This is a genomic window from Enterobacter cloacae complex sp. 2022EL-00981, assembly GCF_028737495.1.
Taxonomy (GTDB): Bacteria; Pseudomonadota; Gammaproteobacteria; order Enterobacterales; family Enterobacteriaceae; genus Enterobacter; species Enterobacter cloacae.
Genome location: NZ_JAQZRK010000007.1, coordinates 131,704 through 155,862 on the forward strand (window position 1 = coordinate 131,704; position 24,159 = coordinate 155,862).

Here is a 24,159-nt window from a genome sequence, read left to right on the forward strand (position 1 = left end):
AGGCGAAATGCAAAGTCGTAGGCATAAGCCTTTGAGTGGGGTGTTAAATGGATGAATTCAAACCAGAAGACGAGCTGAAACCCGATCCCAGCGATCGTCGTACTGGTCGTTCTCGTCAATCTTCAGAACGTGATAACGAGCCGCAGATCAACTTTGACGATGTTGATCTGGATGCAGACGATCGTCGCCCTTCACGTAGCCGCAATGCGCGTGATGAGCGAGAAGAAGAGGATTATGAGTCCGAAGAAGATTCAATGGACGAAGAGCCAGTAGAGCGTCGCCCGCGTAAACGTAAAAAAGCGGCCGCGCAGAAACCGGCCTCCCGCCAGTACATCATGATGGGACTGGGCGTTCTGGTGCTTGTGCTGCTGATTGTCGGCATTGGCTCCGCGCTGAAAGCGCCTTCCACGAATTCTGGCGAGCAAACGGCTTCCACTGAGAAGAGCATCAACCTCTCCGGTAACGATGCGGCAGATCAGGCAAATGGTGCACAGCCAGCGCCGGGGACCACCTCCGCAGAGCAGACCGCCAGTAACACAACGACGCCGCAGGATGTTTCCCTGCCGCCAGTCTCTTCTACCCCCGCTCAGAATCAGGCACCTGCCACGCCAGAAGGCCAGCAGCGTGTAGAAGTTCAGGGCGATCTGAACAACGCGCTGATGCAGCCGCAAAACCAGCAGCAGGTGGATAACGTCGTGGTTAACTCTACGCTGCCAACTGAACCTGCAACCGTTGCGCCTGTTCGCGGTGGCAACGCTCAGCCACAAACCGCAGCAACGGAAAGCAAGCCGCGTCAGACTCAGACTGCACCACGTCAGGAACGTAAGCAGGCGGTCATTGAACCTAAGCGTGAAACCAAACCTCAGGCTGTGGTAAAAGCACCAGAAGTCAAAGCAACCCCGGTGCAGCCGAAACGGACTGAAACCGCTGCGGCAAGCGAGCCTGCAAAAGCGCCAGTGACGCAGACTGCACCGAAAGCCACGGCCACCACCACTGCACCTGCGGCGACAACGGCTCCAGCTGCAACCGCCACAGCATCGGCTGGCACAACCGGTAAAACGACGGGTAACGTCGGTTCACTGAAATCTGCGCCATCCAGTAACTACACGCTGCAGCTGAGCAGTTCGTCCAACTATGACAACCTCAACGGTTGGGCGAAGAAATCGAATCTGAAAAACTACGTGGTTTATCAGACGACCCGTAACGGGCAGCCGTGGTATGTGCTGGTGAGCGGTGTGTATGCTTCTAAAGATGAAGCGAAACGTGCCGTGGCGACACTGCCAGCAGACGTTCAGGCGAAAAACCCGTGGGCGAAGCCCATTCATCAGGTTCAGGCCGATCTTAAGTAATGTTTAAAGCGCAGGATGCTGTCGGAGCTTTCTCCACAGCCGGAGAAGGTGTAATCAGTTAGTCAGCATGAAAAAAAATCGCGCTTTTCTGAAATGGGCAGGGGGGAAATACCCCCTGCTTGATGATATTAAAAAGCACCTGCCTAAAGGCGAGTGTCTTATCGAGCCCTTTGTGGGCGCAGGATCGGTGTTCCTGAACACCGATTTTTCTCGTTATATCCTGGCGGATATCAACAGCGATCTCATCAGCCTCTATAACATCGTCAAACTGCGTACCGATGAGTATGTGGAAGAGGCGCGCAAGCTGTTTACGCCCGAGAACAATCATCCGGATGTTTACTACCAGCTGCGCACTGAGTTTAACCAGAGCCAGGATCCGTTCCGTCGGGCGCTGTTGTTCCTCTATCTCAACCGCCATGGTTACAACGGCCTGTGCCGGTATAATCTGCGTGGGGAATTTAACGTGCCGTTTGGCCGCTATAAGCGCCCTTACTTCCCGCAGGACGAGCTGTATCACTTTGCTGAAAAAGCGCAGAATGCAGAATTCCACTGCCTCTCATATGAAGAGTGTATGGAACTGGCGGGGGTAGACTCGGTGGTTTACTGCGATCCGCCTTACGCCCCGCTGTCTGCGACGGCGAATTTTACCGCCTATCACACCAACAGCTTCAGTCCGGCCGAGCAGGCCCGTCTGGCGGAGATGGCGGAAAAGCTGGTCAGCAAAAGAATTCCGGTGTTAATTTCGAATCACGATACCCCTGATACGCGCGAATGGTACAAAGCCGCGAAGCATTTTCAGGTCAAAGTGCGGCGTAGCATTAGCAGCAACGGCGGCACACGTAAAAAGGTGGACGAACTCCTGGCTCTTTATCGCCCCTGAGCCGTTTTGCCCGCCGGTAAACACATTTCAAGGAGATGCGGATGAAACAGTTTTTGATTGCTCCCTCAATTCTGTCGGCCGATTTTGCCCGCCTGGGTGAGGACACTGCTAACGCGCTCGCCGCGGGTGCGGATGTCGTCCATTTCGACGTTATGGATAACCACTACGTTCCTAATCTGACCATTGGCCCCATGGTGCTCAAGGCGCTGCGTAACTACGGTATTACCGCGCCCATTGACGTCCATCTGATGGTGAAACCGGTTGACCGCATCGTGCCTGATTTTGCCGCGGCGGGCGCCAGTATCATTACTTTCCACCCGGAAGCGTCTGAACACGTTGACCGCACGCTGCAGCTGATTAAAGAAAACGGCTGTAAAGCGGGCCTGGTCTTTAACCCGGCAACGCCGCTGAGCTATCTCGACTATGTGATGGATAAGCTGGACGTTATCTTGCTGATGTCCGTTAACCCGGGCTTTGGCGGGCAGTCATTCATTCCTCACACGCTCGATAAACTGCGTGAAGTACGCCGTCGTATTGATGAGTCCGGCTATGACATCCGTCTGGAAGTGGATGGTGGCGTGAAGGTGAATAACATTGGTGAAATTGCGGCTGCGGGCGCGGATATGTTCGTTGCCGGTTCGGCAATTTTCGACCAACCGGATTACAAGAAAGTTATAGATGAAATGCGCCGCGAGCTGGCGAAGGTAAGTCATGGATAAATTGCAGGCAACCCGGGGTATTGCATTTGACCTCGATGGCACGCTGGTTGACAGCGCGCCGGGCTTAACGAGCGCCGTCGACCAGGCGCTGTACGCCCTTGAACTGCCCGTCGCGGGCGAAGATCGCGTCGTGACGTGGATTGGTAATGGCGCAGATGTCCTGATGGAGCGCGCCCTGACGTGGGCTCGGCAGGAGCGTGCGTCACAACGTTCCGCACAGGGTAAACCGAGCGTTGATCACGCGGATATCCCGCAGGAAGAACAGCTACGGATTCTGCGCAAACTGTTTGACCGTTTCTACGAAGAAACCGTTGAAGAAGGCAGCTTCCTGTTCCCGGACGTGAAGGAAACGCTGAGCGCGCTGCATGCGAAAGGCATTCCGCTGGGGCTGGTTACCAACAAGCCGACCCCGTTTGTTGCGCCATTACTGGACGCGCTGGATATCGCGAAATACTTTACCGTGATTGTGGGCGGTGATGACGTACAGAATAAAAAGCCGCACCCGGAACCGCTGTTGCTGGTGGCAGGAAAATTATCCTTAACACCTGCTGAGCTGCTCTTTGTCGGTGATTCACGCAATGATATTCTGGCTGCCAGAGCGGCGGGTTGTCCCTCCGTGGGGTTAACCTATGGCTACAACTACGGTGAGGCCATTACCCTGAGTGAGCCGGACGTCGTGTTCGATCGCTTCAAAGATTTGTTGCCCGCACTCGGGCTTTCATACAGTGAACATCAGGAATTGAAAAATGACTAAGCCCATCGTTTTTAGTGGCGCCCAGCCGTCAGGTGAATTGACCATTGGTAACTACATGGGTGCGTTACGTCAGTGGGTTAGCATGCAGGATGACTACCATTGCATTTACTGCATTGTGGATCTGCATGCTATTACCGCCCGTCAGGATCCTGAGAAGCTGCGTAAAGCCACGCTGGACACCCTGGCGCTCTATCTGGCCTGCGGGATCGATCCTGAAAAGAGCACCATCTTCGTTCAGTCTCACGTGCCGGAGCATGCACAGCTTGGCTGGGCGCTGAACTGTTACACCTACTTTGGTGAACTGAGCCGTATGACGCAGTTCAAGGATAAATCCGCGCGCTATTCCGAGAACATCAACGCCGGTCTGTTTGACTATCCGGTGCTGATGGCGGCTGACATTCTACTGTATCAGACTAACCAGGTGCCGGTGGGTGAAGACCAGAAGCAACACCTGGAGCTGAGCCGTGATATCGCCCAGCGCTTTAACGCGCTGTATGGCGAAGTGTTCAAAGTGCCAGAGCCATTTATTCCAAAATCCGGTGCACGCGTGATGTCGCTGCTGGAGCCGACCAAAAAGATGTCCAAGTCTGACGATAACCGCAACAACGTTATCGGCCTGCTGGAAGATCCGAAATCGGTGGTTAAAAAGCTCAAGCGTGCCGTGACCGACTCCGACGAGCCGCCTGTTGTGCGCTACGATGTGCAGAACAAAGCGGGGGTCTCCAACCTGCTGGATATCCTCTCCGGTGTGACCGGCCAGAGCATTCCTGAGCTGGAGCAGCACTTTGAAGGCAAGATGTACGGCCACCTGAAAGGCGAAGTGGCGGATGCCGTTTCCGGTATGCTGACCGAGCTGCAGGAGCGTTATCACCGCTACCGTAACGATGAAGCCTTCCTGCAGAAGGTGATGAAAGAGGGCGCTGAAAAAGCCAGCGCGCGCGCGTCAGAAACCCTGAAAGCGGTGTACGAAGCGATTGGATTTGTTGCGAAGCCGTAGGTAAAAGCAAAACGGTAACGGCGTTACCGTTTTTAGGGTTTGTACCCTCTCCCTGTGGGAGAGGGCCAGGGTGAGGGCATCACGCCGCATTTTTCAAAACAAAAAAACCGGGGAATCCCCGGTTTTTTTACACCTGTAAAACAGCTTACTGCTGTGCCGCCGGGCCACAACCCCCGATGATCTTCGAAATGGAGATCGCCGGGTGCAGCAGGTAATCGTAGCTGCAGTTATTTTTGGTGTTTTGCACGTGGCCGGTGCAGGCCGTCAGAGTCGATAACAGGCCTACCAGAACGGCAGCTTTAGCCAGTTTGAACATACGCATTCCTTGTCTTAAAAAAACTAAATTGGATGTAACACGAGGGAATAAATGGAAAAGTTCCATTTCGCGGGAGGTATGTTATCGACAGCAGTAACAGGGGAGTAGTCCGGTTAAGGACTACTCGAAGAAGGGAGAATATGCGCTAGTGATTTGAGAACCAGTTGAGTTTATCGCGCAGCTCGACCACGCGGCCGACTATTATCAGCGCCGGGCTTTCAACCTGCTGCGCCAGCTCACCCAGCTGTGTCAGCACGCCATTTACCACGCGCTGCTTAATGGAGGTGCCGTTTTCCACCAGCGCGACGGGCATATCCGCTTCCATGCCGTGTTCCAGTAATTTCGCCTGGATCGTAGCGGCCTGATTCAGCCCCATATAGAAGACCAGCGTCTGATTTTCGGCGGCCAGGTTGTGCCAGTCCAGTTCGCTGCCGGTTTTCAGGTGCCCCGTCACCAGACGCACGCTCTGCGCGTAATTACGATGGGTCAATGGAATGCCGGAGTATGCCGAACAACCGGATGCCGCCGTAATGCCAGGCACCACGGAGAATGGAATACCTGCGTTGCACAGGGTTTCCAGTTCCTCGCCGCCGCGACCAAAGATAAACGGATCCCCGCCCTTCAGGCGCACCACACGTTTTCCTTTTTGCGCTTCCCGCAGCAGGATCTGATTAATCTCTTCCTGCGGCACGCAGTGATAACCCGCACGTTTACCCACAAACACCCGGTCCGCATCGCGACGTACCAGATTCATGATCTCATCGGAGACCAGACGGTCATACACAACGGTATCGGCCTGCTGGATCTGCTGGAGTCCTTTCAGCGTCAGTAATCCCGCATCGCCGGGGCCTGCGCCTACCAGCACCACCTCGCCACGATGATCCAGCGGTTCAGAGAGTAACTGCTCGGTCGTCTCTTCAACCGCCTTCACGTCCTGATTGGCCAGCGACTGGGCCAGCCGGTCATTGACGAAGAATTTTTCCCAGAAGCGACGGCGCTCGCCCACGGTCGCGAAGGTTTGCTTCACCCGGGAACGCAGTTGCCCTGCATAGTGGGCAATTTGTCCAAGATGTTGCGGCAGCAGTGCTTCCAGTTTTTCCCGCAGCAGGCGGGCGAGAACCGGCGAGCGGCCACCTGACGACACCGCAATCATCAGCGGTGAACGGTCGATTATCGACGGCATGATAAAGCTGGCTTCTTTCGGCGCATCCACCACGTTGCAGAATATACGGCGCGCTTCGCAGGCATCGCTGACGCGCTGATTCACTTCATCGTCATCCGTCGCGGCAATAGTCAGCCAGCAGGTATCCAGCAGGGACTCGTTAAACTCCCCCTGATTCAGCGTGAGCATCCCTTCCTTCGCCCAGGCTTCAAACTGTGGTGCGAAGGCGAGGGCGTTAACCGTAAGACGGGCACCTGCCTCTAACAGCAAGCGGGCTTTGCGTTCAGCCACATCGCCGCCACCCACAAGCAGGCAGTCGCGATGGCGTAATTGACAGAAAATCGGCAGGTGGTCCACGACATTACCTCACAGCATTCATGGAGGGGGTAAGAATTGACGTCAGAATAACAGCAGGAATCGCCGGAAACATACGGTTTTTCCTGCCGTTACCCATAAGGGGTCATAAGCCTTTCCTATAGGAAAGGCGGGGGGTTAGGCTTTTAACTGCACTTGGCCGTCCTTCACGCGAACGTCGTAGTGCTTCACCGAGTAGCTTTCATCTTCCATGCACAGTCCGTCGCTTAAACGGAAACGCTGTTTTTTCAGCGGACTGGCGACCCACAGTTCACCCTGATGCTCGGCAATCAGCCCGCGGGAGAGGACGCTGGCCTCAAAAAACGGGTCGATATTGCTGATGGCAAAAACCTGTTCGTCGTGGCGAGGGCGGAAAATCGCGACCTGCTCGTTTCCCAGCAGCGCACAGACGCCGGTTGCCGGCAGAATGTCGTTAATGTTGCAGATGTTTACCCACTGGCTCATGCGTTTTCCTCCACCAGCGTCACCGGAATACGTTCATAAGGTGTCGCCGGACGATGCTGTTCGCGCTCTGCTACTACCTGCACGTTCGGGTCGCGCTGGGTGCTGTTGATGAAGTGTTTGAAGCGTGTCTGTGCCGCTGGCGTGTTGACGGTTTCCGTCCACTCGCAAATCACCGCCGCGCGCAGGCGCGCCATCTCCGCTTCCAGATGTTCGTTAAGCCCCAGCTTGTCGTCGATGATGACCGACTTCAGGTAGTCGATGCCACCCTCCAGATTATCCAGCCAGGAAGCGGTACGGGTCAGTTTGTCGGCGGTACGGATGTAGAACATCATGAAGCGGTCGAGATACTGAATCAGCGTGTCGTGGTCAAGATCGGCCGCCAGCAGGTCAGCGTGGCGTGGTTTCATCCCGCCGTTACCGCAGACGTACAGGTTCCAGCCTTTCTCGGTGGCGATGATCCCCACGTCTTTCCCCTGCGCTTCGGCACATTCACGGGTACAGCCGGAGACGCCGAACTTCATTTTGTGCGGGGTACGAATGCCTTTGTAGCGGTTTTCCAGCTCGACGCCGAAGCCCACGCTGTCGCCCACGCCGTAGCGGCACCAGGTGCTGCCCACGCAGGTTTTCGCCATGCGCAGCGCTTTGGCATACGCGTGACCGGTTTCGAAGCCCGCCTCAATCAGCTGACGCCAGATCTCCGGCAGGTCATCTTTCTGTGCACCAAACAGGCCGATACGCTGGGAACCGGTGATTTTGGTGTAGAGGTTAAATTCACGCGCGATACGGCCCACGGCCACCAGCCCTTCCGGGGTGATTTCACCGCCCGCAGAGCGTGGGATAACGGAGTAAGTCCCGTCTTTCTGGATATTTGCCAGGAAGTTGTCGTTGGTGTCCTGCAGCGGCGTATGTTCTGGTTTGAGGATGTACTCATTCCAGCAAGAGGCCAGCAGGGAGCCGACGGTCGGTTTACACACTTCGCAGCCATAGCCCTGGCCGTGCTTGGCCAGCAGTTCGTCGAAGGATTTAATGCCTTCCACGCGGATCAGGTGATACAGCTCCTGGCGAGAGTACGCGAAGTGCTCGCACAGGTTGTTGTTCACTTCGATGCCCTGTTTCGCCAGTTCGGCGTTCAGCACCTGTGTGACCAGAGGAATACAGCCGCCGCAGCCGGTTCCGGCTTTGGTTTCCGCTTTCAGCGCCGCAACGGTGTGACAGCCTTTGTTGATGGCGGAGATCAACATGCCTTTGGTGACGTCGAAGCAGGAGCAGATCTGCGCGCTGTCCGGCAGTTTATCGACGCCGATAGACGGCTTGCCGCTGGAAGCGTGCGCCGGGAGGATCAGCGCGTCCGGATTCTCCGGCAGTTCGATGGCGTTCAGCACCAGTTGCAGCAGGTTGCCGTAGTCGCTGGTGTCGCCCACCAGCACCGCACCGAGCAGGGTTTTGTTGTCCTGGCTGACGATCAGGCGTTTATAGATCTCTTTGCTCTCGTCGAGATAAACGTAGCTGCGCGCGCCCGGCGTGCGGCCATGCGCATCGCCGATGCCGCCCACGTCCACGCCCAGCAGCTTGAGCTTGGCGCTCAAGTCCGCGCCTTCGAAGGCGTTTTCGTTTCCGAGGATATGGTCAACGGCGACCTGCGCCATTTTGTAGCCCGGCGCCACCAGACCGTACACACGGTTATTCCAGCTGGCACATTCGCCGATAGCATAGATATCCGGGTCGGAGGTCTGGCAGGTATCGTTCACCATGATCCCGCCGCGCTGGGCAACCGCCAGACCGCACTGGGTGGCCAGCTTGTCGCGTGGACGAATACCGGTGGAGAAGACGATAAAGTCAACTTCGAGCTCGCTGCCGTCGGCAAAGCGCATGGTTTTACGCGCTTCGGTGCCTTCCTGCACAATCTCTTTGGTGTTTTTGCTGGTATGGACTTTCACGCCCATGCTTTCAATCTTACGGCGCAGCTGATCGCCACCCATGTGGTCCAGCTGTTCGGCCATCAGCATCGGGGCAAATTCGATGACGTGCGTTTCAACGCCGAGGTTTTTCAACGCTCCGGCTGCTTCCAGACCCAGCAGGCCGCCCCCGACCACCGCGCCGCGTTTACTGCGGCGTGCGCAGGATTCGATGGCGTTAAGATCTTCAATGGTACGGTAAACGAAGCAATCCTGCGTTTCCGAACCTTTGATAGGCGGGATCCACGGATATGAGCCAGTCGCCATGATCAGCTTGTCGTAAAAAACCGTACGGCCAGCGCTGGAGTGGATCACTTTCTCCTGACGGTTGATGGTGATAGCGCGTTCGCCCACCAGCACTTTTACGCCATGCTTCTCATAGAAACCTTCACGCACCAGAGAGAGCTCTTCGGCGGTATGATGGGAGAAGTAGGAAGACAAGTGCACACGGTCGTACGCCTTGCGGGGTTCTTCACAGAACACGGTAATATCGAACTGCTCAGCGCTGGCTTTATCGAGAAGATCCTCAATAAAGCGGTGGCCGACCATGCCGTTACCGATGATAGCGAGTCTGACTTTGCTCATTTTTGCCTCGATTTCTTTTCTATTACTGCCTACCTTAACGATTCAGCAGGGGCACTTATTGATGCAAATCAAATACGCCTTCGCCTACTCCCTAGGTGGTAGATGTATGATTTGTCAGGATTTTTCTAAGTTATGGAAATCGCTGGCTTTTCGTTGTCGTCGATTTTATGTACAAAAAGAGTGGCTATTTTTGGAAAAACAGGTACTCCTTAATTTCAGCCGCGTTTTTCAGGGGAAAGGTATGTCTACATCACCGCTTTGGCTTGTGCAGAATGTTCGTTTACCGGATCGCGAAGGGCTGTGGCAGATCGCCATCGAGAACGGTCGGTTTGGTGCTATCACGCCCATGGACGAGACCCACAGCGAAAGCTATGAGGTCTTGAATGCCCGCGGCGGACTTGCTATTCCACCGTTTATTGAGCCACATATTCACCTGGATACCACGCAGACGGCGGGCGAGCCACACTGGAACCAGTCCGGCACGCTGTTTGAAGGGATTGAACGCTGGGCGGAGCGTAAGGCGCTGCTCAGCCATGAAGATGTCAAAGCGCGCGCATGGAAAACGCTGAAGTGGCAAATTGCCAACGGGATCCAGTTTGTCCGCACCCACGTGGATGTCTCCGACCCGACGCTTACCGCCCTGAAGGCGATGCTGGAGGTTAAACAGGAGGTCGCCCCGTGGGTGACGCTGCAAATCGTGGCATTCCCTCAGGAAGGCATTCTCTCTTACCCGAACGGCGCGGCGCTGCTGGAAGAGGCATTAACGCTGGGCGCGGATGTGGTGGGTGCCATCCCGCACTTCGAATTCACCCGGGAATACGGCGTGCAGTCCCTGCATATCGCCTTTGACCTGGCGAAGAAATACGACCGTCCGCTGGATATTCATTGTGATGAAATCGACGATGAGCAGTCCCGCTTTGTGGAGACGGTCGCCACGCTGGCCTATGAAGCTGGCATTGGCGCGCGGGTCACGGCCAGCCACACCACCGCCATGCACTCTTACAATGGCGCGTACACCTCGCGGCTGTTCCGCCTGCTGAAGATGTCGGGTATTAACTTCGTGGCGAATCCGCTGGTGAATATCCACCTGCAGGGGCGCTTTGACGACTATCCGAAGCGTCGGGGCATTACCCGCGTGAAGGAGCTACAGGCGGCGGGCATTAACGTCTGCTTTGGTCATGATGATGTGTTTGATCCATGGTATCCGCTCGGTACCGGCAATATGCTGCAGGTGCTGCATATGGGGCTGCACGTCTGTCAGATGATGGGATATCCGCAAATTGACAGCGGCCTGAACCTGATCACCCATAACAGCGCCCGCACCTTTGGCCTGAGCGATTACGGTATTGAGACGGGGAACCCGGCGAACCTGGTGATTTTGCCTGCAGAGAGTGGGTTTGAGGCGGTACGCTGTCAGGTGCCGGTGCGCTGGTCCATTCGGCAGGGGCGGATTATTGCCACCACGCAGCTGGCGCAGACCTGGATCCAGATGGATAGCGGGGGAGAAGAGATAAGTTTTGCCAGAAACAGCCCCTCTGCGTAGCGCAGAGGGGCGCAGGGATTAGTGCGACGCCGCTGCAGCGTTATGCTGGCGGTGGCGGGTTACAAAGCCCAGGATGAAGCACATGATGAACACCACGGCGTACAGGCCATTAGCGGTGTGCAGCGCCGCCAGCGGACCGCTGTGGGCGACGATCGGGCCCGTCACCACAAAGGTCAGCATGGTGCCGATGGTGCCGCAGGTCAGGACGAAGTTCACCAGCTTCGGCGAGGCCACTTTGGTCTGCAGGGAGCCCAGGGTGATGATCGACGTATAAATGGCGCTGGAGAAGAAGCCCAGGGTCAGAATGAACCACGGCATGTGGTCCGGGGAACCGTTGATGAACAGATACATCAGCACGGTAGCCAGGCCTGCCAGCACGGTCAGGATGCGCTGCAGATCGAAGAAGCGCAGGATGAAGCTAAACGCCCACATGCCAAACATGTAAGACATCCAGAAATCGCTCACCAGTTTACCCGCGTCGTTCAGGCTCATGCCCAGACCTTTGGCGTATTCCGGCACCCAGGAGATAAAGCCCAGTTGACCCAGGATGTAGCACAGTGCGGCAATGGAGAGGAACAGTACGCCGATACCCCATTTCTCTTTCGCCACAGGCTCTGCCGTGGTCTGTGCTTTTTTACCCAGAACCGGGAATTCGCAGCCGAAGGTCAGGATGAAGATGGCCACGTAAACCAGGCCGATACAGGCGTAGACCCAGTACCACTCAATGCTGCGCGCCAGCAGAACGGCCGCGACCATCGGGAAAATCATCCCGGCCATGCTGAAGAAGGAGTCGGTAAACAGCAGGCGCGCGCCGCGCTGACGGCCTTCATACATATGGGTAATCAGGAAGGTACCAATCGACATGGTGATCCCGCTGACCAGACCGAGCACGAACATGGCGGCGGAGAACAGGGCGATGCTGTGGCTCAGCATCAGACCCGCCACGGCGGCGACCATCAGCACAAAACCAAAACGCAGCTGCGTTTTCAGCGGAACAATTTCCATCAGCCAGGCATTCAGGAAAATGGAGATCAGGATCCCCGCGTTGAGGAAGGTGAAGGTGTTACTCATGCTGGAAACGGGCAGCTGGAAGTAGTCTGCGATATTTCCCATCACCATCCCGGTGACGATCACCAACGCGCCGGTCAGGGCGTAGGAGAAGAAGCTGATCCATGTGAGCTTGATACGATTGCTGTTAGTCATGTCTGGCCTGTTCAGGAAAAGAAAAGCGCCGGATAGGCGCTGAGAGCGGGCAGATTTTAGTCGCGAAAGTGATCCATTCATATCTTTTAAAGAAAATATGATCTTCATTGCAGGTTTTTATGTGATCGTGATCACATAAAATTGCGTCATAACCAATCGTTTGCGCGGTAACAACTGTTTCAATTTCGTAAAATTAGGTAAAAGGCTGGTCTCCGTTCATACTGCTCTTTAGAATCAAGCCATTCGCTTTTTATACTGCGCTTTGTTAAGGAATTCTCATGCTCAAATCAACACTGGCGGCTGTCGCAGCTGTGTTTGCTCTTTCTGCCGTTTCCCCGGCTGCGCTGGCAGCAAAAGGGGACCCTCATGTTCTGCTGACCACCTCCGCAGGGAATATTGAGCTGGAACTGAATAGCCAGAAAGCCCCGGTTTCTGTGAAAAACTTCCTCGACTACGTAAACAGCGGCTTTTACAACAACACCACCTTCCACCGCGTGATCCCAGGCTTTATGGTGCAGGGCGGCGGTTTCAACGAGCAGATGCAGCAGAAACAGCCGAATCCACCGATCAAAAACGAAGCGGACAACGGCCTGCTGAACACCCGTGGCACCATCGCCATGGCGCGTACGGCGGATAAAGACAGCGCTACCAGCCAGTTCTTTATCAACGTGGCGGATAACGCCTTCCTCGACCACGGCCAGCGTGACTTCGGCTATGCGGTGTTTGGTAAAGTGGTAAAAGGGATGGACGTGGCGGACAAGATTTCTCAGGTACAGACCCACGACGTTGGGCCATACCAGAATGTGCCATCCAAACCGGTCGTGATCCTCTCTGCAAAAGTACTGCCGTAATCCTCTTTGACACGGGCGCGTCTCGCCCGTGTTGTTAGCCCTCCCTGCGAAAGCGCGTTTTGCTGCTTATACTTTGGCAAACGGACATATTCAGGGAGGCGTTAAGTGAAAAAACTCACCGATAAGCAAAAATCCCGTCTCTGGGAGCAGCAGCGTAACGTCAATTTTCAGGCCAGTTGTCTCCTTGAAAAGGGTCATGGTCCTTCAGATCCCCAGATTGAGACGCTGGAACTTGGGCCTTCAGCGCCTGGGTTGCCCCATCTGTGCCTTATTCACCGCCATCTGTATCGCAGAGAGATGAAACGGGCAGGTGAATACCGTACGGACGATATTTTCAAAGGGGACATTCCTTTTTGCCATTTCGAATACATTGAGAAGATGGGCAATGAATTGATGTCGGCACTGGAAAGCGACCGGTACCTGGTGGGTCTTCAGAAAGAGGAGTTTATCGAGCGGATAAGCCATTACTATTGTGAAATCAATATGCTGCATCCTTTTGCGAGCGGTAATGGCATTGCGCAGCGTGTTTTCTTTGAACAGCTGGCGATCCATGCGGGTTACCTGCTGGACTGGCGCGATATCGATCCTGAGCAGTGGGTCGCGGCTAACCAGAGCGGCGCAACGGGAGATTTGTCCGCCCTGAACGCTATCTTTGCCAAAGTAGTGAGCGAAGCGCGGGAATCTGAGTAGAATAGGGCGGCATTTTTTTCGGGAGCCGCCATGATTCTGCTGATTGATAACTACGATTCCTTCACCTGGAACCTTTACCAGTATTTTTGTGAACTGGGTGCAGAGGTGGTTGTCCGCCGTAACGACGACATCAGCCTGACCGAGATTGACGCGCTGGCCCCAAAGAAAATCGTTATCTCGCCGGGGCCGTGTACCCCATCGGAATCGGGAATCTCTCTGGATGTGATCCGCCACTACGCCGGCAGGCTGCCGATTCTTGGCGTCTGCCTTGGCCATCAGGCCATCGGGCAGGTGTTTGGCGCCACCATTGTCCGTGCTGCCAGGGTGATGCACGGTAAAACCTCACCGGTTACCCACACCGGCACAGGCGTGTTTAGTGGGTTAAATAACCCGTTAACCGTCACGCGCTACCATTCTCTGGTGATTGACCCGCCGACGCTGCCCGACTGCTTTGAGGTGACCGCCTGGAGCGAGACGCAGGAGATCATGGGCATTCGCCATCGTGAATGGGATCTCGAAGGGGTGCAGTTCCACCCGGAGAGTATTCTCAGCGAACAGGGGCACCAGCTGCTGGCTAATTTCCTCAATCGCTGAATATCTGTTGCCTTACTGTGATTTTTTATGCATATTTTGTGATTATATTTTCACAATCAATGTGACATAAAATGGATGGTCATGACATGGCAACTGAACAATCTGCAATTACCCGCGCGACATTCGATGAAGTCATTCTGCCGATTTATGCACCGGCCGAGTTTATCCCGGTAAAGGGAAAAGGCAGCCGCGTCTGGGATCAGCAGGGGAAAGAGTACGTGGATTTCGCCGGGGGGATTGCGGTGACGGCGCTGGGGCATTGCCATCCTGCACTGGTCGAGGCACTGAAAACCCAGGGCGAAACCCTGTGGCACACCAGCAATGTCTTTACCAACGAACCGGCGTTGCGCCTGGGGCGCAAGATCATTGACGCGACTTTCGCCGAGCGCGTGCTGTTTATGAACTCCGGGACCGAAGCCAACGAAACCGCCTTCAAGCTGGCGCGCTACTATGCTTCCACACGCCACAGCCCGTACAAAACCAAAATCATCGCTTTCCATAACGCTTTCCACGGTCGTTCGCTGTTTACCGTTTCCGTTGGCGGCCAGCCGAAGTATTCCGACGGTTTTGGTCCGAAACCCGCCGATATCATTCATGTACCGTTTAACGATCTGCATGCGGTGAAAGCAGTGATGGATGACCATACCTGCGCGGTCGTGGTTGAGCCGATTCAGGGGGAAGGCGGCGTGACGGCGGCAACGCCGGAATTCCTCAAAGGGCTGCGCGCGCTGTGCGATCAGCATCAGGCGCTGCTGGTGTTTGATGAGGTCCAGAGCGGGATGGGACGTACAGGCTCCCTGTTCGCCTATATGCACTACGGCGTGACGCCGGATATTCTGACCAGCGCCAAAGCGCTCGGCGGCGGCTTCCCGGTCAGCGCGGTGCTCACCACCCAGGAGATCGCCTCCGCGTTCCACGTTGGCTCACACGGCTCCACCTACGGCGGAAACCCGCTGGCCTGCGCCATCGCCGGTGCGGCGTTTGATATCATCAATACGCCGGAGGTATTAAGCGGCGTTCAGGCGAAGCGCGAGCTGTTCGTGAAACATCTGCAGCAGATCGACGAAACGTACGACGTCTTCAGCGAGATCCGTGGCATGGGACTGCTGATTGGCGCAGAGCTGAAGCCGCAGTACAAAGGCCGCGCGCGCGATTTCCTGCACGCCGCTGCTCACGAAGGGGTGATGGTGCTCAACGCCGGCCCGGACGTGATGCGCTTTGCGCCGTCGCTGGTGGTTGAAGAGAAGGATATTGAAGATGGATTAACCCGCTTTGCTGCGGCGGTCGCGAAGATCGTTAAAGGCTAATACTCGGTTCGTTTTAACCGCCGCGTTAACCAAATGCCGTGATGCGGACGCTGACGCCATGCCACCGACGAAATGGTGTGCATGGTGTTCAGATGCCCCAGAATGCGCTGCAGATGCTGCTCCAGCGTGCTCATTGGCCCGTGGGTGAGCGTTTCCGGCGCTTCCAGAATGTTCGAATCCCCTGATTCACCCGGCGCGTCATACTCCAGACGCTGCTGACACCGCTGCAGGGCAATCTCACACGACTGCAAATAGCGCTGCGCCAGGTCTGGCGTTAGCATGGTATGTTCACGCGCCAGCGTGGTCATCGCGTTGATATGTTCGACGATGAACTGGCTGTGCGTTACCCAGAGCTTCATATCCGCCAGATAGTGCGAGTTAAAGCCGGGCTCCTGCATCGCCTGATTCAGCGAGTTGAACAGGGCGTTATGTGCCTGGTTGACCTTCATCCGCTGATACGCCAGCGGGGAGGGCTGCGGATCGTCGCTCAGGATCAGGCGGATAGCCTGCTGGTCGGCCTCCAGCGCGTCGTGGGCGTTCTGCCTGAGCAGGCCGCTTTGCCATTGTGGCCACAGCCAGACCATACCACCAAAGGCAATCAGACAGCCAATCAGGGTATCGATAAGCCTGGCGACAATAAATTGTTCGCCATTGAGCGTAAGCAATTGCAGGGTGTATACCGCCGTGACCGTAAAGCCCACCATCGCCCAGCCGTAGTTTTTGCGGATGATCAGGTAGCTCACCAGGGTGATCAATAGCATGCCTGCCAGCGTATAGCCTTCCGGCACGTGGAAGTGCAGCGTTACGCCGGCGATAATCAACCCCGCCATGGTTCCGCCCGCCCGGTGCAGAATACGCACTCGCGTGGCGCCGTAGCCGTTCTGGGTGACAAACAGTACCGTCATTAATATCCAGTAGGGTTTGGGCAAATGCAGCGCCATGCCCATCAGGCTGGCGATGCTCAGCATCACGCTAATCCGGGCGGCGTTGCGCAGGGCGGAAGATTTAAACGAGAGATAGCTTTTAAGCGCAGGCAGCAGCGGCAGGCGCTTTTGCTTATCCGCCATCAGATCGCGGGGATAGAGCGGGCGCTGGGTACGCAGGACGCGGGCAATACGGCTGAAGTGCCAGGCGGCAAACTGGCCTACCGGGTTATCCTCATGCTGGCGGGCGATTTTGTCCAGTGCGCCGAGCTGCTTGTCCATGTTAAAGCGGGTGGGGTAACGGTGATAAAGAATGTCGTCGGCCAGTACCCGCAGGCGTGCGGACACGGTCTGCGCGTTCCAGCGGATCACCGCTTCGGCATGGCTGCGCTCCACCAGCTTTTGCACCTCCTTCGGGTGGTGCAGGCTCACGGAGATATGCTCCTGCAGATCCAGCCCCACCTGGAAGGTGCGCAGCAGCCGTTTATATTCGTGGTTCTTGTTGGCGGCCAGCATATGCAGTTGCTGGTAGCACTGGCTTATCAGATCCACCACCTTCTGCTGGCGCGTCAGCAGCGGCGGTAGCGATTTTTCCGGGTCGGTATGCTGGGTCAGCAGCGTATATTTGGCTTCGCAGTACTCCGCAAGCTGGACATAGAGCAGGCTCAGGGATTCACGCAGCGGCTGTTCCCGCCACAGCCAGAACCAGAACCAGTTAAACAGGCCATACCATAGCGTACCGAGGGCGTAGATCAGCAGCGGCTCCCACACCGGCATATTACCTGCGAGACTCAGGGTAAAGATGGCCGCGATGAGTGAGGCGGGCAGTAAACGCGCGTGCAGCGAACTGATTTCGGCGGTCACTCCCAGCGTCATCGCCAGCACGCTCAGGATCAGCGGCAGCGGAATATCGCGGGCCAGCAAAAGCTGCACGGCCAGGCTACACCCGGCAAACAGCGAACCGCCGATAATCAGACGTTTGAAAAAACGCTTATGCGGGGTGTCGAGACCGGCAATGTTGCAGCAGGCGGGAACCAGTGAAAACAGCAGCCCCTGCTGAAGATGCCCAAGGATCAGGCCCACGGCCACAGGAAGGCACAACACCAGCGTTTGTCGCAGTGCGTAGTTAACTTCCGGGTGATAAATCAGCCTGCGCCACATGGGGAGTAGAGACAAAAACGGCGTGACACCTTGCGATGGCACGCCGTTTTATCGGGATTAACGGGTTCCGTAAACCACGATGGTTTTACCGTGGGCGGAGATCAGGTTCTGATCTTCCAGCATTTTCAGGATACGGCCCACTGTTTCACGGGAGCAACCGACAATCTGACCAATTTCCTGGCGGGTAATTTTAATTTGCATGCCGTCAGGGTGGGTCATAGCGTCTGGCTGTTTCGCCAGGTTCAGCAGGGTCTGCGCGATACGGCCGGTCACGTCCAGGAAGGCGAGGTTACCCACTTTCTCTGATGTCACCTGCAGACGGCGAGCCATCTGCGAAGAAAGACGCATCAGGATGTCAGGGTTAACCTGAATCAACTGACGGAATTTCTTGTAGGAAATTTCAGCCACTTCACATGCTGTCTTTGCACGAACCCAGGCGCTACGTTCCTGGCCTTCTTCAAACAGGCCCAGTTCACCGATAAAATCGCCCTGGTTCAGATAAGAAAGGATCATCTCTTTCCCTTCTTCATCTTTGATCAGCACTGCCACCGAGCCTTTGACGATGTAATACAACGTTTCCGCTTTTTCACCCTGGTGAATCAGCGTGCTCTTCGATGGGTACTTATGAATGTGGCAATGAGACAAGAACCATTCGAGAGTCGGGTCTGTTTGCGGTTTGCCAAGCACCATGCGCTGTTATCCTCTGTTATAAGCTGTCACCAGAGTCATAAGATGCATCCGGACTCTGGGGTTGCAATCGAATTCTTACCCATACCTGGGAAGTCGGCTGTCGTAACGTTTCGCAGCCAGTAAAGTTTGATGTCCTCTGCATACATGTGTAACGTCAATGTATTACTGTAGCATCCAGAGTGTTTTAGCATAGCTTTCGCCGCGTGTCTCCTGGTGTCTCGCTTCAGCATGACGCAGGTCGCCTTCCATTGCGAGAAATGTAACGCACGCGTAATCTGTCACCAAAAATGCAACGTTGGAGCTAATGAATATGCAAGCGCGCGTGAAATGGGTAGAAGGTTTAACGTTCCTGGGCGAGTCCTCGTCGGGACACCAGATTTTGATGGACGGTAACTCCGGCGATAAAGCACCCAGCCCAATGGAGATGGTGCTGATGGCGGCAGGGGGATGCAGCGCGATTGACGTGGTGTCGATTCTGCAAAAGGGCCGTCATGATGTGACCGACTGTGAAGTCAAGCTCACGTCAGAACGTCGCGAAGAGGCGCCACGCCTGTTCACGCACATTAACCTGCATTTTGTTGTCACCGGGAAAGCGCTGAAAGATGCTGCCGTCTCACGCGCGGTGGATCTGTCTGCGGAAAAATACTGCTCTGTGGCGTTAATGCTGGAGAAAGCGGTAAAAATTACCCATTCGTATGAAGTGATCGAGGCGTGATTGATGGGGCATCGTGCGTGTTGATGCCCTCACTCTAACCCTCTCCCACCGGGAGAGGGAATATGATTATGCGATCTGTTTCCCTTCCATCAACCGCTGCACCAGCGGCGTCATGATCAGCTCCATCGCCAGCCCCATTTTTCCGCCGGGCACTACTAACGTATTCATGTGAGAAATAAACGAACCCTGCAGCATCGCCAGCAGCCAGGGGTAATCGATGCCGTCGAGATTGCGGAAATGGATCACCACAAAGCTCTCATCCAGCGACGGGATACTTTTGGCCGCGAACGGGTTGGAGGTGTCCACCGTCGGCACACGCTGGAAGTTGATGTGGGTGCGGGAAAACTGTGGTGTCAGATAATTGATGTAATCTTCCATTGAGCGCACGACCGAATCCATCACCGCCTCGCGTGAATGGCCGCGCTCGCTGATGTCTCGCGTCAGCTTCTGGATCCACTCCAGGTTCACGATTGGCACCACGCCGACCAGCAGATCCACATGTCGCGCCACGTCGTGATGCGGCGTCACCACGCCGCCGTGCAATCCTTCGTAAAACAGCACGTCGGTAGGTTCCGGCAGCGGCTGCCAGGGGGTAAAGGTGCCCGGGACCTGATTCCAGGGAACGGCTTCGTCGTAGGTATGCAAATATTTGCGGGACTGGCCTTTGCCGCTTAGGCCGTACTCCTGAAACGTTTGCTCCAGCAGGCCGAAGTCATTGGCCTCCGGGCCGAAGTAGCTGATGTGTTTGCCCAAATCACGCGCTTTGCGGATGGCCATATCCATCTCCGGGCGCGTATAGCGGTGAAAGCTGTCGCCTTCGACCTCCGCCGCGCGGAGATTCAACTGGGCGAAAATCTTGCGAAACGCGAGGCTGGTGGTGGTGGTTCCCGCACCACTCGACCCCGTAACGGCAATAACCGGATGTCTGGCAGACATAGCAACTCCCTGACTGGAAAGGTTGAAAGATCAGCCGTGAAACGCGTTGCGGGGCATGATATTGACCGTCTCATGCAGTTCAGACCACACCAGCACCACGTCGCCGCTTTTAAGCTGGCGTTTAACATCGTTGACCTTTTGCTCAAGCGAGCGTTCATGTTCACCATAATCGGTGCCTTCACGCAAGACAAAGCTTTCGATCAGATTATCGAGCGTTTCGGGCGCCAGATCCTGCCAGGGGATAATCATGTTGCACCGTCCAGGTAAGGGGTTAACCAGTCAGGAATGCGCGTCTCCAGCCACATTTTCGGGCGACGCAGCGTTCCGCCGACAAACCCCACGTGACCGCCGTGCTCGGTCAGCTGATAGTGGACGTTGTCGGGCAGAAATTCCTGTGCAGGGATGGAGTGATGATCCATAAACGGGTCATCTTTCGCGTGAATGATCAGCGTCGGCTGAGTGATCTTGCTGAGCAGCGGCATGGCGCTGCACTGACGATAGTAGTCAATGGCATCGGCGAACCCATGAATTTTGGCGGTGATCAGGTCGTCGAACTCACGAATGCGGCGGACCTTTTTCAACTGACGCAGGCTCACCGGCAGGGTATCCGGATAGGCCTTCAGCTTGCGCGCCGCATTGGCTTTCAGCAGGTTGAGCAGATAGCGCTGATAGACCCGGGAAAAGCCTTTCTCCATGTGGTAACTGCACTGTTCCAGCATGAAGGGGGCAGAGACAATCACCGCGGCATTCAGCGGTACCGCGTCTCCCTCTTTGGCCAGCAGACAGGCCAGCATATTTCCGCCGAGCGAATAGCCCACCGCCGCCGTCGGCACGGTGCCGAAATTATCCCGCAGCCAATGCAAAAACCAGGTGCCATCTTCGGTTTCGCCGGAGTGATAGATGCGTTTCTGGCGATTCGGCTCGCCGCTGCATCCCCGAAAATGCATTACCACGCCCAGCCAGCCGCGCGCTTTTGCCGCCTGGATTAACCCATGGGCATACGGGCTGTGCAGGCTGCCTTCCAGACCGTGAAACACCACCAGGCGGGGTTTATGGCGCGCCTGTTCGGGATCTTCGCTCCAGGCGAGATCCAGAAAATCACCGTCCGGCAAATCCAGCCTCTGCCAGTGCGGAGTGAACTGCACCTTGCGGCGGATCAGGCGCGGCAGCATGGTCTGCAGGTGGCAGTTGGCCACGCCGCGCATGGGCACGAAATCAGTGCTGTCTTCGGCGGTGAGGTCGAAGTCTGAGGGAATGATTTGGGTCATAAGGGCGATGCTGATTCTTGTCAGAAATTTACTATACCTTCCGAATTGTACCCCGTTTAGCCTGGTTTTCCGAAGCATGAACTGATCCCGATCACAAATATTTACCTTGATTATTACTCTCAGGCTAATGATTCCACTCTACGCTTAATTGATGCCTTTTCCGCCAGGGTGCAGACTTTACTCAGCGTTAAGCAAATCAAAATGATGTGCTGAATCAGGAGGTTAATAATGTTATCTGGGCAAATACCCACCCGGCAATGGAACACCCGACGCAGCGAAAAAGCGCGTCGTCTGGCCTCCGTACCGGTGCAGGGCAAGGTTCTGCCAACCGGCGACCTTGTCGCCATGCTGGAAAAGCTGATCGCGCCAGGCGATAAGGTCGTTCTGGAAGGCAACAACCAGAAGCAGGCGGATTTTCTTTCCCGCTCGCTGGCCGAAGTAAACCCGCAAATTGTGCATGACCTGCACATGATCATGCCAAGCGTTGGCCGCAGTGAACATCTGGATATCTTTGAGAAGGGCATTGCCCGTAAGCTGGACTTCTCCTTCTCCGGCACACAGAGCCTGCGCATCTCCCAGCTGCTGGAGGATGGTCAACTCGAAATCGGTGCTATTCATACCTATATCGAACTGTATTCACGTCTCTACGTCGACCTTTCACCAAACGTGGCGCTGATCGCCGGGTTTAAAGCAGACCGCAAAGGCAATCTCTACACCGGGGCAAGTACCGAAGATACCCCGGCGCTGGTGGAGGCCGCCGCGTTCCACGATGGCATCGTCATCGCACAGGTTAACGAGCTGGTGGACGACGAATGCGACCTGCCGCGTGTTGATATCCCAGGCTCCTGGATTGACTACGTGGTGGTGGCCGACAAGCCATTCTTTATCGAACCGCTGTTTACCCGCGACCCGCGCCTGATCAAACAGGAACATATCCTGATGGCGATGATGGCCATCAAAGGCATCTACGCTGAACATCAGGTGCAGTCTCTGAACCACGGGATCGGTTTTAACACCGCGGCAATTGAGCTGCTGCTGCCCACTTACGGTGAACAGCTCGGCCTGAAGGGCAAAATCTGTAAACACTGGACGCTGAACCCGCATCCGACGCTGATCCCGGCAATTGAAAGCGGCTGGGTGGAGAGCGTGCACTGCTTCGGCGGCGAACTGGGGATGGAAGAGTACATCCGCGCCCGTCCGGACGTGTTCTTCACCGGTGCTGACGGCTCCATGCGCTCCAACCGCGCCTTCTGCCAGCTGGCGGGCCAGTACGCGGTGGATATGTTTATCGGCTCAACCCTGCAGGTGGATGGTTACGCCAACTCCTCAACGGTGACCCGCGGTCGTCTCTCCGGCTTCGGCGGCGCGCCGAACATGGGCCATGATCCACACGGCCGTCGCCACGCCACTCCGGCCTGGCTGAACATGATCACCGAACCCGACCCGATGCAACGCGGTAAAAAACTGGTCGTGCAGATGGTGGAAACCTTCCAGGCGGGCGTGAAGCCTACCTTCGTGGAAAAACTGGACGCCGTTGACGTGGCGAAAGCCTCCGGCATGCCGCTGGCACCGGTGATGATTTACGGCGATGACGTCACCCACGTGCTGACGGAAGAGGGGATTGCCTACCTCTACCGGGCAAAAGATCTGGAAGAGCGTCGCGCCATGGTCGCAGCCGTGGCCGGTATCACCGATATTGGTCTGGGCGTGGATGCCAGACGCGTGGCGGAACTGCGCCAGAGCGGCAAGGTCGTGTACCCGGAAGACATGGGGATTCGCCGTACTGATGCCACCCGCTCTCTGCTGGCGGCGGGCAGCGTGGCTGACCTCGTTGAGTGGTCCGGCGGTCTCTACAATCCACCTGCGAAATTCCGGAGCTGGTAATGACACTACTGCCCCAGATTCAGGTTGAAGGCGGTGCCGAATGGCTGGCGCGAACCGCCACGCAGTGTCTGATTGACGAAGCACGCTTAAGCCCGAAACCCGGTCTGGTGGACAGTCGGGGGAACGGTGCGCACCACGATTTATCGCTTGCGCTGATGGAGCGCTCCGCGCACAGCCTGACCTCCACGTTTCAGGCGCTGGCGCAGCAGAGCTGGCAGCGTCCGGCGGATATTGCCCTACGGCATACCGTTGGCCGCCTTGGCCGTGAAGGCGAACGGCAGATGATGATCGCCACCGACGGCGTGAATACGCACCGTGGCGCAATCTGGGCGCTGGGGCTGCTGGTGAGCGCGGTGGCGATGCTGGGCGGCGACGCCCGCGCGCAAACCGTCGCTAACACCGCCGCACAGCTGGCGAAACTCCCGGACGACGCGGCACCGAAGGTGTTCAGTAAGGGGTTACGCGCCACGCACCGCTACCGCGTACCGGGCGCGCGGGAAGAGGCTCAGCAGGCGTTTCCGCACATCATGCAGCGCGCGCTGCCGCAGCTTCGCCTGAGCCGTCTCAACGGCAGCAGCGAAACAAACGCCAGACTCGACGCGCTGATGGCAATCATGACCTCGCTCACCGATACCTGCGTGCTGTCGCGCGCCGGAATGGAGGGGCTGGACGCCATGCAGAACGGCGCCCGGGCGGTACTGAATGCCGGAGGATGCACAACGCTCGCGGGGCAGCAGGCGCTGGCGCGGTTAGATCGCCAGATGCTGACGCTCAATGCCTCACCGGGTGGTGCCGCCGACCTGCTCGCCGCCACGCTGTTTCTTGACCGTGTCGAAACGCCCTATTCAAAGCATTAAG

23 protein-coding genes are annotated in these 24,159 nt (G+C 56.3%); 13 read left to right on the plus strand and 10 right to left on the minus strand.

Going from position 1 to position 24,159, the window contains the following annotated elements; translation table 11 throughout:
* Nucleotides 1-47 precede the first annotated feature (47 nt).
* The 5 genes from damX to trpS all read left to right on the plus strand — a co-directional run bounded on the left by damX (nucleotide 48) and on the right by trpS (nucleotide 4,699).
* Nucleotides 48-1,349 (plus strand): cell division protein DamX, encoded by a 1,302-nt coding sequence (gene damX / locus PUZ33_RS09095; RefSeq protein WP_029882161.1) that lies wholly within the window; start codon nucleotides 48-50, stop codon nucleotides 1,347-1,349.
* Nucleotides 1,350-1,416: 67 nt separating this feature from the next.
* A complete protein-coding gene (gene dam / locus PUZ33_RS09100; RefSeq protein WP_013099069.1) occupies nucleotides 1,417-2,229 on the plus strand; it encodes an adenine-specific DNA-methyltransferase in 813 nt (270 codons plus the stop codon).
* 41 nt (nucleotides 2,230-2,270) lie between these two features.
* On the plus strand, nucleotides 2,271-2,948 hold the full coding sequence (rpe, locus tag PUZ33_RS09105) for a ribulose-phosphate 3-epimerase (protein WP_008503032.1): 678 nt from the start codon (nucleotides 2,271-2,273) through the stop codon (nucleotides 2,946-2,948).
* Nucleotides 2,941-3,702: a phosphoglycolate phosphatase gene (gph, locus tag PUZ33_RS09110; protein ID WP_013099068.1), complete on the plus strand. Its 762-nt coding sequence runs from the start codon at nucleotides 2,941-2,943 to the stop codon at nucleotides 3,700-3,702. Before rpe ends, gph begins: the two co-directional genes overlap by 8 nt.
* The gene (gene trpS / locus PUZ33_RS09115; RefSeq protein ID WP_020687783.1) at nucleotides 3,695-4,699 is read left to right on the plus strand and encodes a tryptophan--tRNA ligase; all 1,005 of its coding nucleotides are present in this window, start codon (nucleotides 3,695-3,697) and stop codon (nucleotides 4,697-4,699) included. The genes gph and trpS overlap by 8 nt, the downstream gene beginning before the upstream one ends.
* A 145-nt stretch (nucleotides 4,700-4,844) precedes the next feature.
* On the opposite strand, the gene PUZ33_RS09120 is transcribed toward trpS, so the two are convergent.
* The 4 genes from PUZ33_RS09120 to nirB all read right to left on the minus strand — a co-directional run bounded on the left by PUZ33_RS09120 (nucleotide 4,845) and on the right by nirB (nucleotide 9,536).
* On the minus strand, nucleotides 4,845-5,015 hold the full coding sequence (locus tag PUZ33_RS09120) for a YhfL family protein (RefSeq protein WP_008503029.1): 171 nt from the start codon (nucleotides 5,013-5,015) through the stop codon (nucleotides 4,845-4,847).
* Nucleotides 5,016-5,160: 145 nt separating this feature from the next.
* On the minus strand, nucleotides 5,161-6,534 hold the full coding sequence (gene cysG / locus PUZ33_RS09125) for a siroheme synthase CysG (RefSeq protein ID WP_058680302.1): 1,374 nt from the start codon (nucleotides 6,532-6,534) through the stop codon (nucleotides 5,161-5,163).
* 135 nt (nucleotides 6,535-6,669) lie between these two features.
* Nucleotides 6,670-6,996: a nitrite reductase small subunit NirD gene (nirD, locus tag PUZ33_RS09130; protein ID WP_013099065.1), complete on the minus strand. Its 327-nt coding sequence runs from the start codon at nucleotides 6,994-6,996 to the stop codon at nucleotides 6,670-6,672.
* Complete coding sequence (gene nirB, locus PUZ33_RS09135; protein WP_013099064.1) at nucleotides 6,993-9,536, minus strand: nitrite reductase large subunit NirB; 2,544 nt, start codon at nucleotides 9,534-9,536, stop codon at nucleotides 6,993-6,995. The genes nirD and nirB overlap by 4 nt, the downstream gene beginning before the upstream one ends.
* A gap of 241 nt (nucleotides 9,537-9,777) precedes the next feature.
* Between nirB and PUZ33_RS09140 the strand changes: the two genes are divergently transcribed.
* Complete coding sequence (locus tag PUZ33_RS09140) at nucleotides 9,778-11,079, plus strand: cytosine deaminase (RefSeq protein ID WP_023619836.1); 1,302 nt, start codon at nucleotides 9,778-9,780, stop codon at nucleotides 11,077-11,079.
* A gap of 18 nt (nucleotides 11,080-11,097) precedes the next feature.
* On the opposite strand, the gene tsgA is transcribed toward PUZ33_RS09140, so the two are convergent.
* Complete coding sequence (gene tsgA / locus PUZ33_RS09145; protein WP_013099062.1) at nucleotides 11,098-12,282, minus strand: MFS transporter TsgA; 1,185 nt, start codon at nucleotides 12,280-12,282, stop codon at nucleotides 11,098-11,100.
* A gap of 278 nt (nucleotides 12,283-12,560) precedes the next feature.
* Between tsgA and ppiA the strand changes: the two genes are divergently transcribed.
* The 4 genes from ppiA to argD all read left to right on the plus strand — a co-directional run bounded on the left by ppiA (nucleotide 12,561) and on the right by argD (nucleotide 15,724).
* Nucleotides 12,561-13,133, plus strand: a complete 573-nt coding sequence (ppiA, locus tag PUZ33_RS09150; protein WP_013099061.1) for a peptidylprolyl isomerase A — start codon at nucleotides 12,561-12,563, stop codon at nucleotides 13,131-13,133.
* A 105-nt stretch (nucleotides 13,134-13,238) separates the two neighbouring features.
* On the plus strand, nucleotides 13,239-13,823 hold the full coding sequence (locus tag PUZ33_RS09155) for a putative adenosine monophosphate-protein transferase Fic (RefSeq protein ID WP_013099060.1): 585 nt from the start codon (nucleotides 13,239-13,241) through the stop codon (nucleotides 13,821-13,823).
* 30 nt (nucleotides 13,824-13,853) lie between these two features.
* A complete protein-coding gene (gene pabA / locus PUZ33_RS09160) occupies nucleotides 13,854-14,417 on the plus strand; it encodes an aminodeoxychorismate synthase component 2 (protein WP_013099059.1) in 564 nt (187 codons plus the stop codon).
* Between the two features lie 86 nt (nucleotides 14,418-14,503).
* Complete coding sequence (argD, locus tag PUZ33_RS09165; protein WP_173647449.1) at nucleotides 14,504-15,724, plus strand: bifunctional acetylornithine/succinyldiaminopimelate transaminase; 1,221 nt, start codon at nucleotides 14,504-14,506, stop codon at nucleotides 15,722-15,724.
* Here argD and PUZ33_RS09170 read toward each other — a convergent pair.
* Both PUZ33_RS09170 and crp read right to left on the minus strand, forming a co-directional pair.
* Complete coding sequence (locus PUZ33_RS09170) at nucleotides 15,721-17,808, minus strand: YccS/YhfK family putative transporter (protein WP_058680304.1); 2,088 nt, start codon at nucleotides 17,806-17,808, stop codon at nucleotides 15,721-15,723. The two genes, argD and PUZ33_RS09170, sit on opposite strands and share 4 nt — an antisense overlap.
* Nucleotides 17,809-17,865: 57 nt before the next feature.
* Nucleotides 17,866-18,498 (minus strand): cAMP-activated global transcriptional regulator CRP, encoded by a 633-nt coding sequence (crp, locus tag PUZ33_RS09175; RefSeq protein WP_000242758.1) that lies wholly within the window; start codon nucleotides 18,496-18,498, stop codon nucleotides 17,866-17,868.
* A 310-nt stretch (nucleotides 18,499-18,808) separates the two neighbouring features.
* Between crp and PUZ33_RS09180 the strand changes: the two genes are divergently transcribed.
* A complete protein-coding gene (locus tag PUZ33_RS09180) occupies nucleotides 18,809-19,213 on the plus strand; it encodes an OsmC family protein (protein ID WP_028027906.1) in 405 nt (134 codons plus the stop codon).
* A gap of 66 nt (nucleotides 19,214-19,279) precedes the next feature.
* On the opposite strand, the gene PUZ33_RS09185 is transcribed toward PUZ33_RS09180, so the two are convergent.
* Genes PUZ33_RS09185 through PUZ33_RS09195 form a run of 3 tightly spaced genes read right to left on the minus strand, consistent with a single transcriptional unit; the run spans nucleotide 19,280 to nucleotide 21,417 of the window.
* Nucleotides 19,280-20,149 (minus strand): phosphoribulokinase, encoded by an 870-nt coding sequence (locus tag PUZ33_RS09185; RefSeq protein ID WP_013099054.1) that lies wholly within the window; start codon nucleotides 20,147-20,149, stop codon nucleotides 19,280-19,282.
* Nucleotides 20,150-20,179: 30 nt separating this feature from the next.
* Complete coding sequence (locus tag PUZ33_RS09190; protein ID WP_013099053.1) at nucleotides 20,180-20,398, minus strand: YheU family protein; 219 nt, start codon at nucleotides 20,396-20,398, stop codon at nucleotides 20,180-20,182.
* Entirely contained in the window at nucleotides 20,395-21,417 is a 1,023-nt protein-coding gene (locus PUZ33_RS09195) for a hydrolase (RefSeq protein WP_013099052.1), read from the minus strand. The genes PUZ33_RS09190 and PUZ33_RS09195 overlap by 4 nt, the downstream gene beginning before the upstream one ends.
* Before the next feature lie 228 nt (nucleotides 21,418-21,645).
* Here PUZ33_RS09195 and mdcA point away from each other — a divergent pair, with 228 nt between their 5' ends.
* Both mdcA and PUZ33_RS09205 read left to right on the plus strand, forming a co-directional pair.
* Nucleotides 21,646-23,301: a malonate decarboxylase subunit alpha gene (gene mdcA, locus PUZ33_RS09200; protein WP_013099050.1), complete on the plus strand. Its 1,656-nt coding sequence runs from the start codon at nucleotides 21,646-21,648 to the stop codon at nucleotides 23,299-23,301.
* Entirely contained in the window at nucleotides 23,301-24,158 is an 858-nt protein-coding gene (locus PUZ33_RS09205) for a triphosphoribosyl-dephospho-CoA synthase (RefSeq protein WP_252107628.1), read from the plus strand. The genes mdcA and PUZ33_RS09205 overlap by 1 nt, the downstream gene beginning before the upstream one ends.
* The last annotated feature ends 1 nt before the right edge of the window (nucleotide 24,159 follow it).

Coding starts and splice junctions, on each gene's coding strand:
- ppiA (WP_013099061.1), top strand. CDS start 12,561: ATGCTCAAATCAACACTGGCGGCTGTCGCAGCTGTGTTTGCTCTTTCT.
- PUZ33_RS09180 (WP_028027906.1), top strand. CDS start 18,809: ATGCAAGCGCGCGTGAAATGGGTAGAAGGTTTAACGTTCCTGGGCGAG.
- dam (WP_013099069.1), top strand. CDS start 1,417: ATGAAAAAAAATCGCGCTTTTCTGAAATGGGCAGGGGGGAAATACCCC.
- crp (WP_000242758.1), bottom strand. CDS start 18,498: ATGGTGCTTGGCAAACCGCAAACAGACCCGACTCTCGAATGGTTCTTG.
- nirD (WP_013099065.1), bottom strand. CDS start 6,996: ATGAGCCAGTGGGTAAACATCTGCAACATTAACGACATTCTGCCGGCA.
- argD (WP_173647449.1), top strand. CDS start 14,504: ATGGCAACTGAACAATCTGCAATTACCCGCGCGACATTCGATGAAGTC.
- PUZ33_RS09195 (WP_013099052.1), bottom strand. CDS start 21,417: ATGACCCAAATCATTCCCTCAGACTTCGACCTCACCGCCGAAGACAGC.
- pabA (WP_013099059.1), top strand. CDS start 13,854: ATGATTCTGCTGATTGATAACTACGATTCCTTCACCTGGAACCTTTAC.
- PUZ33_RS09170 (WP_058680304.1), bottom strand. CDS start 17,808: ATGTGGCGCAGGCTGATTTATCACCCGGAAGTTAACTACGCACTGCGA.
- nirB (WP_013099064.1), bottom strand. CDS start 9,536: ATGAGCAAAGTCAGACTCGCTATCATCGGTAACGGCATGGTCGGCCAC.
- PUZ33_RS09190 (WP_013099053.1), bottom strand. CDS start 20,398: ATGATTATCCCCTGGCAGGATCTGGCGCCCGAAACGCTCGATAATCTG.
- damX (WP_029882161.1), top strand. CDS start 48: ATGGATGAATTCAAACCAGAAGACGAGCTGAAACCCGATCCCAGCGAT.
- PUZ33_RS09185 (WP_013099054.1), bottom strand. CDS start 20,149: ATGTCTGCCAGACATCCGGTTATTGCCGTTACGGGGTCGAGTGGTGCG.
- PUZ33_RS09205 (WP_252107628.1), top strand. CDS start 23,301: ATGACACTACTGCCCCAGATTCAGGTTGAAGGCGGTGCCGAATGGCTG.
- trpS (WP_020687783.1), top strand. CDS start 3,695: ATGACTAAGCCCATCGTTTTTAGTGGCGCCCAGCCGTCAGGTGAATTG.
- PUZ33_RS09120 (WP_008503029.1), bottom strand. CDS start 5,015: ATGTTCAAACTGGCTAAAGCTGCCGTTCTGGTAGGCCTGTTATCGACT.
- PUZ33_RS09140 (WP_023619836.1), top strand. CDS start 9,778: ATGTCTACATCACCGCTTTGGCTTGTGCAGAATGTTCGTTTACCGGAT.
- gph (WP_013099068.1), top strand. CDS start 2,941: ATGGATAAATTGCAGGCAACCCGGGGTATTGCATTTGACCTCGATGGC.
- mdcA (WP_013099050.1), top strand. CDS start 21,646: ATGTTATCTGGGCAAATACCCACCCGGCAATGGAACACCCGACGCAGC.
- tsgA (WP_013099062.1), bottom strand. CDS start 12,282: ATGACTAACAGCAATCGTATCAAGCTCACATGGATCAGCTTCTTCTCC.
- rpe (WP_008503032.1), top strand. CDS start 2,271: ATGAAACAGTTTTTGATTGCTCCCTCAATTCTGTCGGCCGATTTTGCC.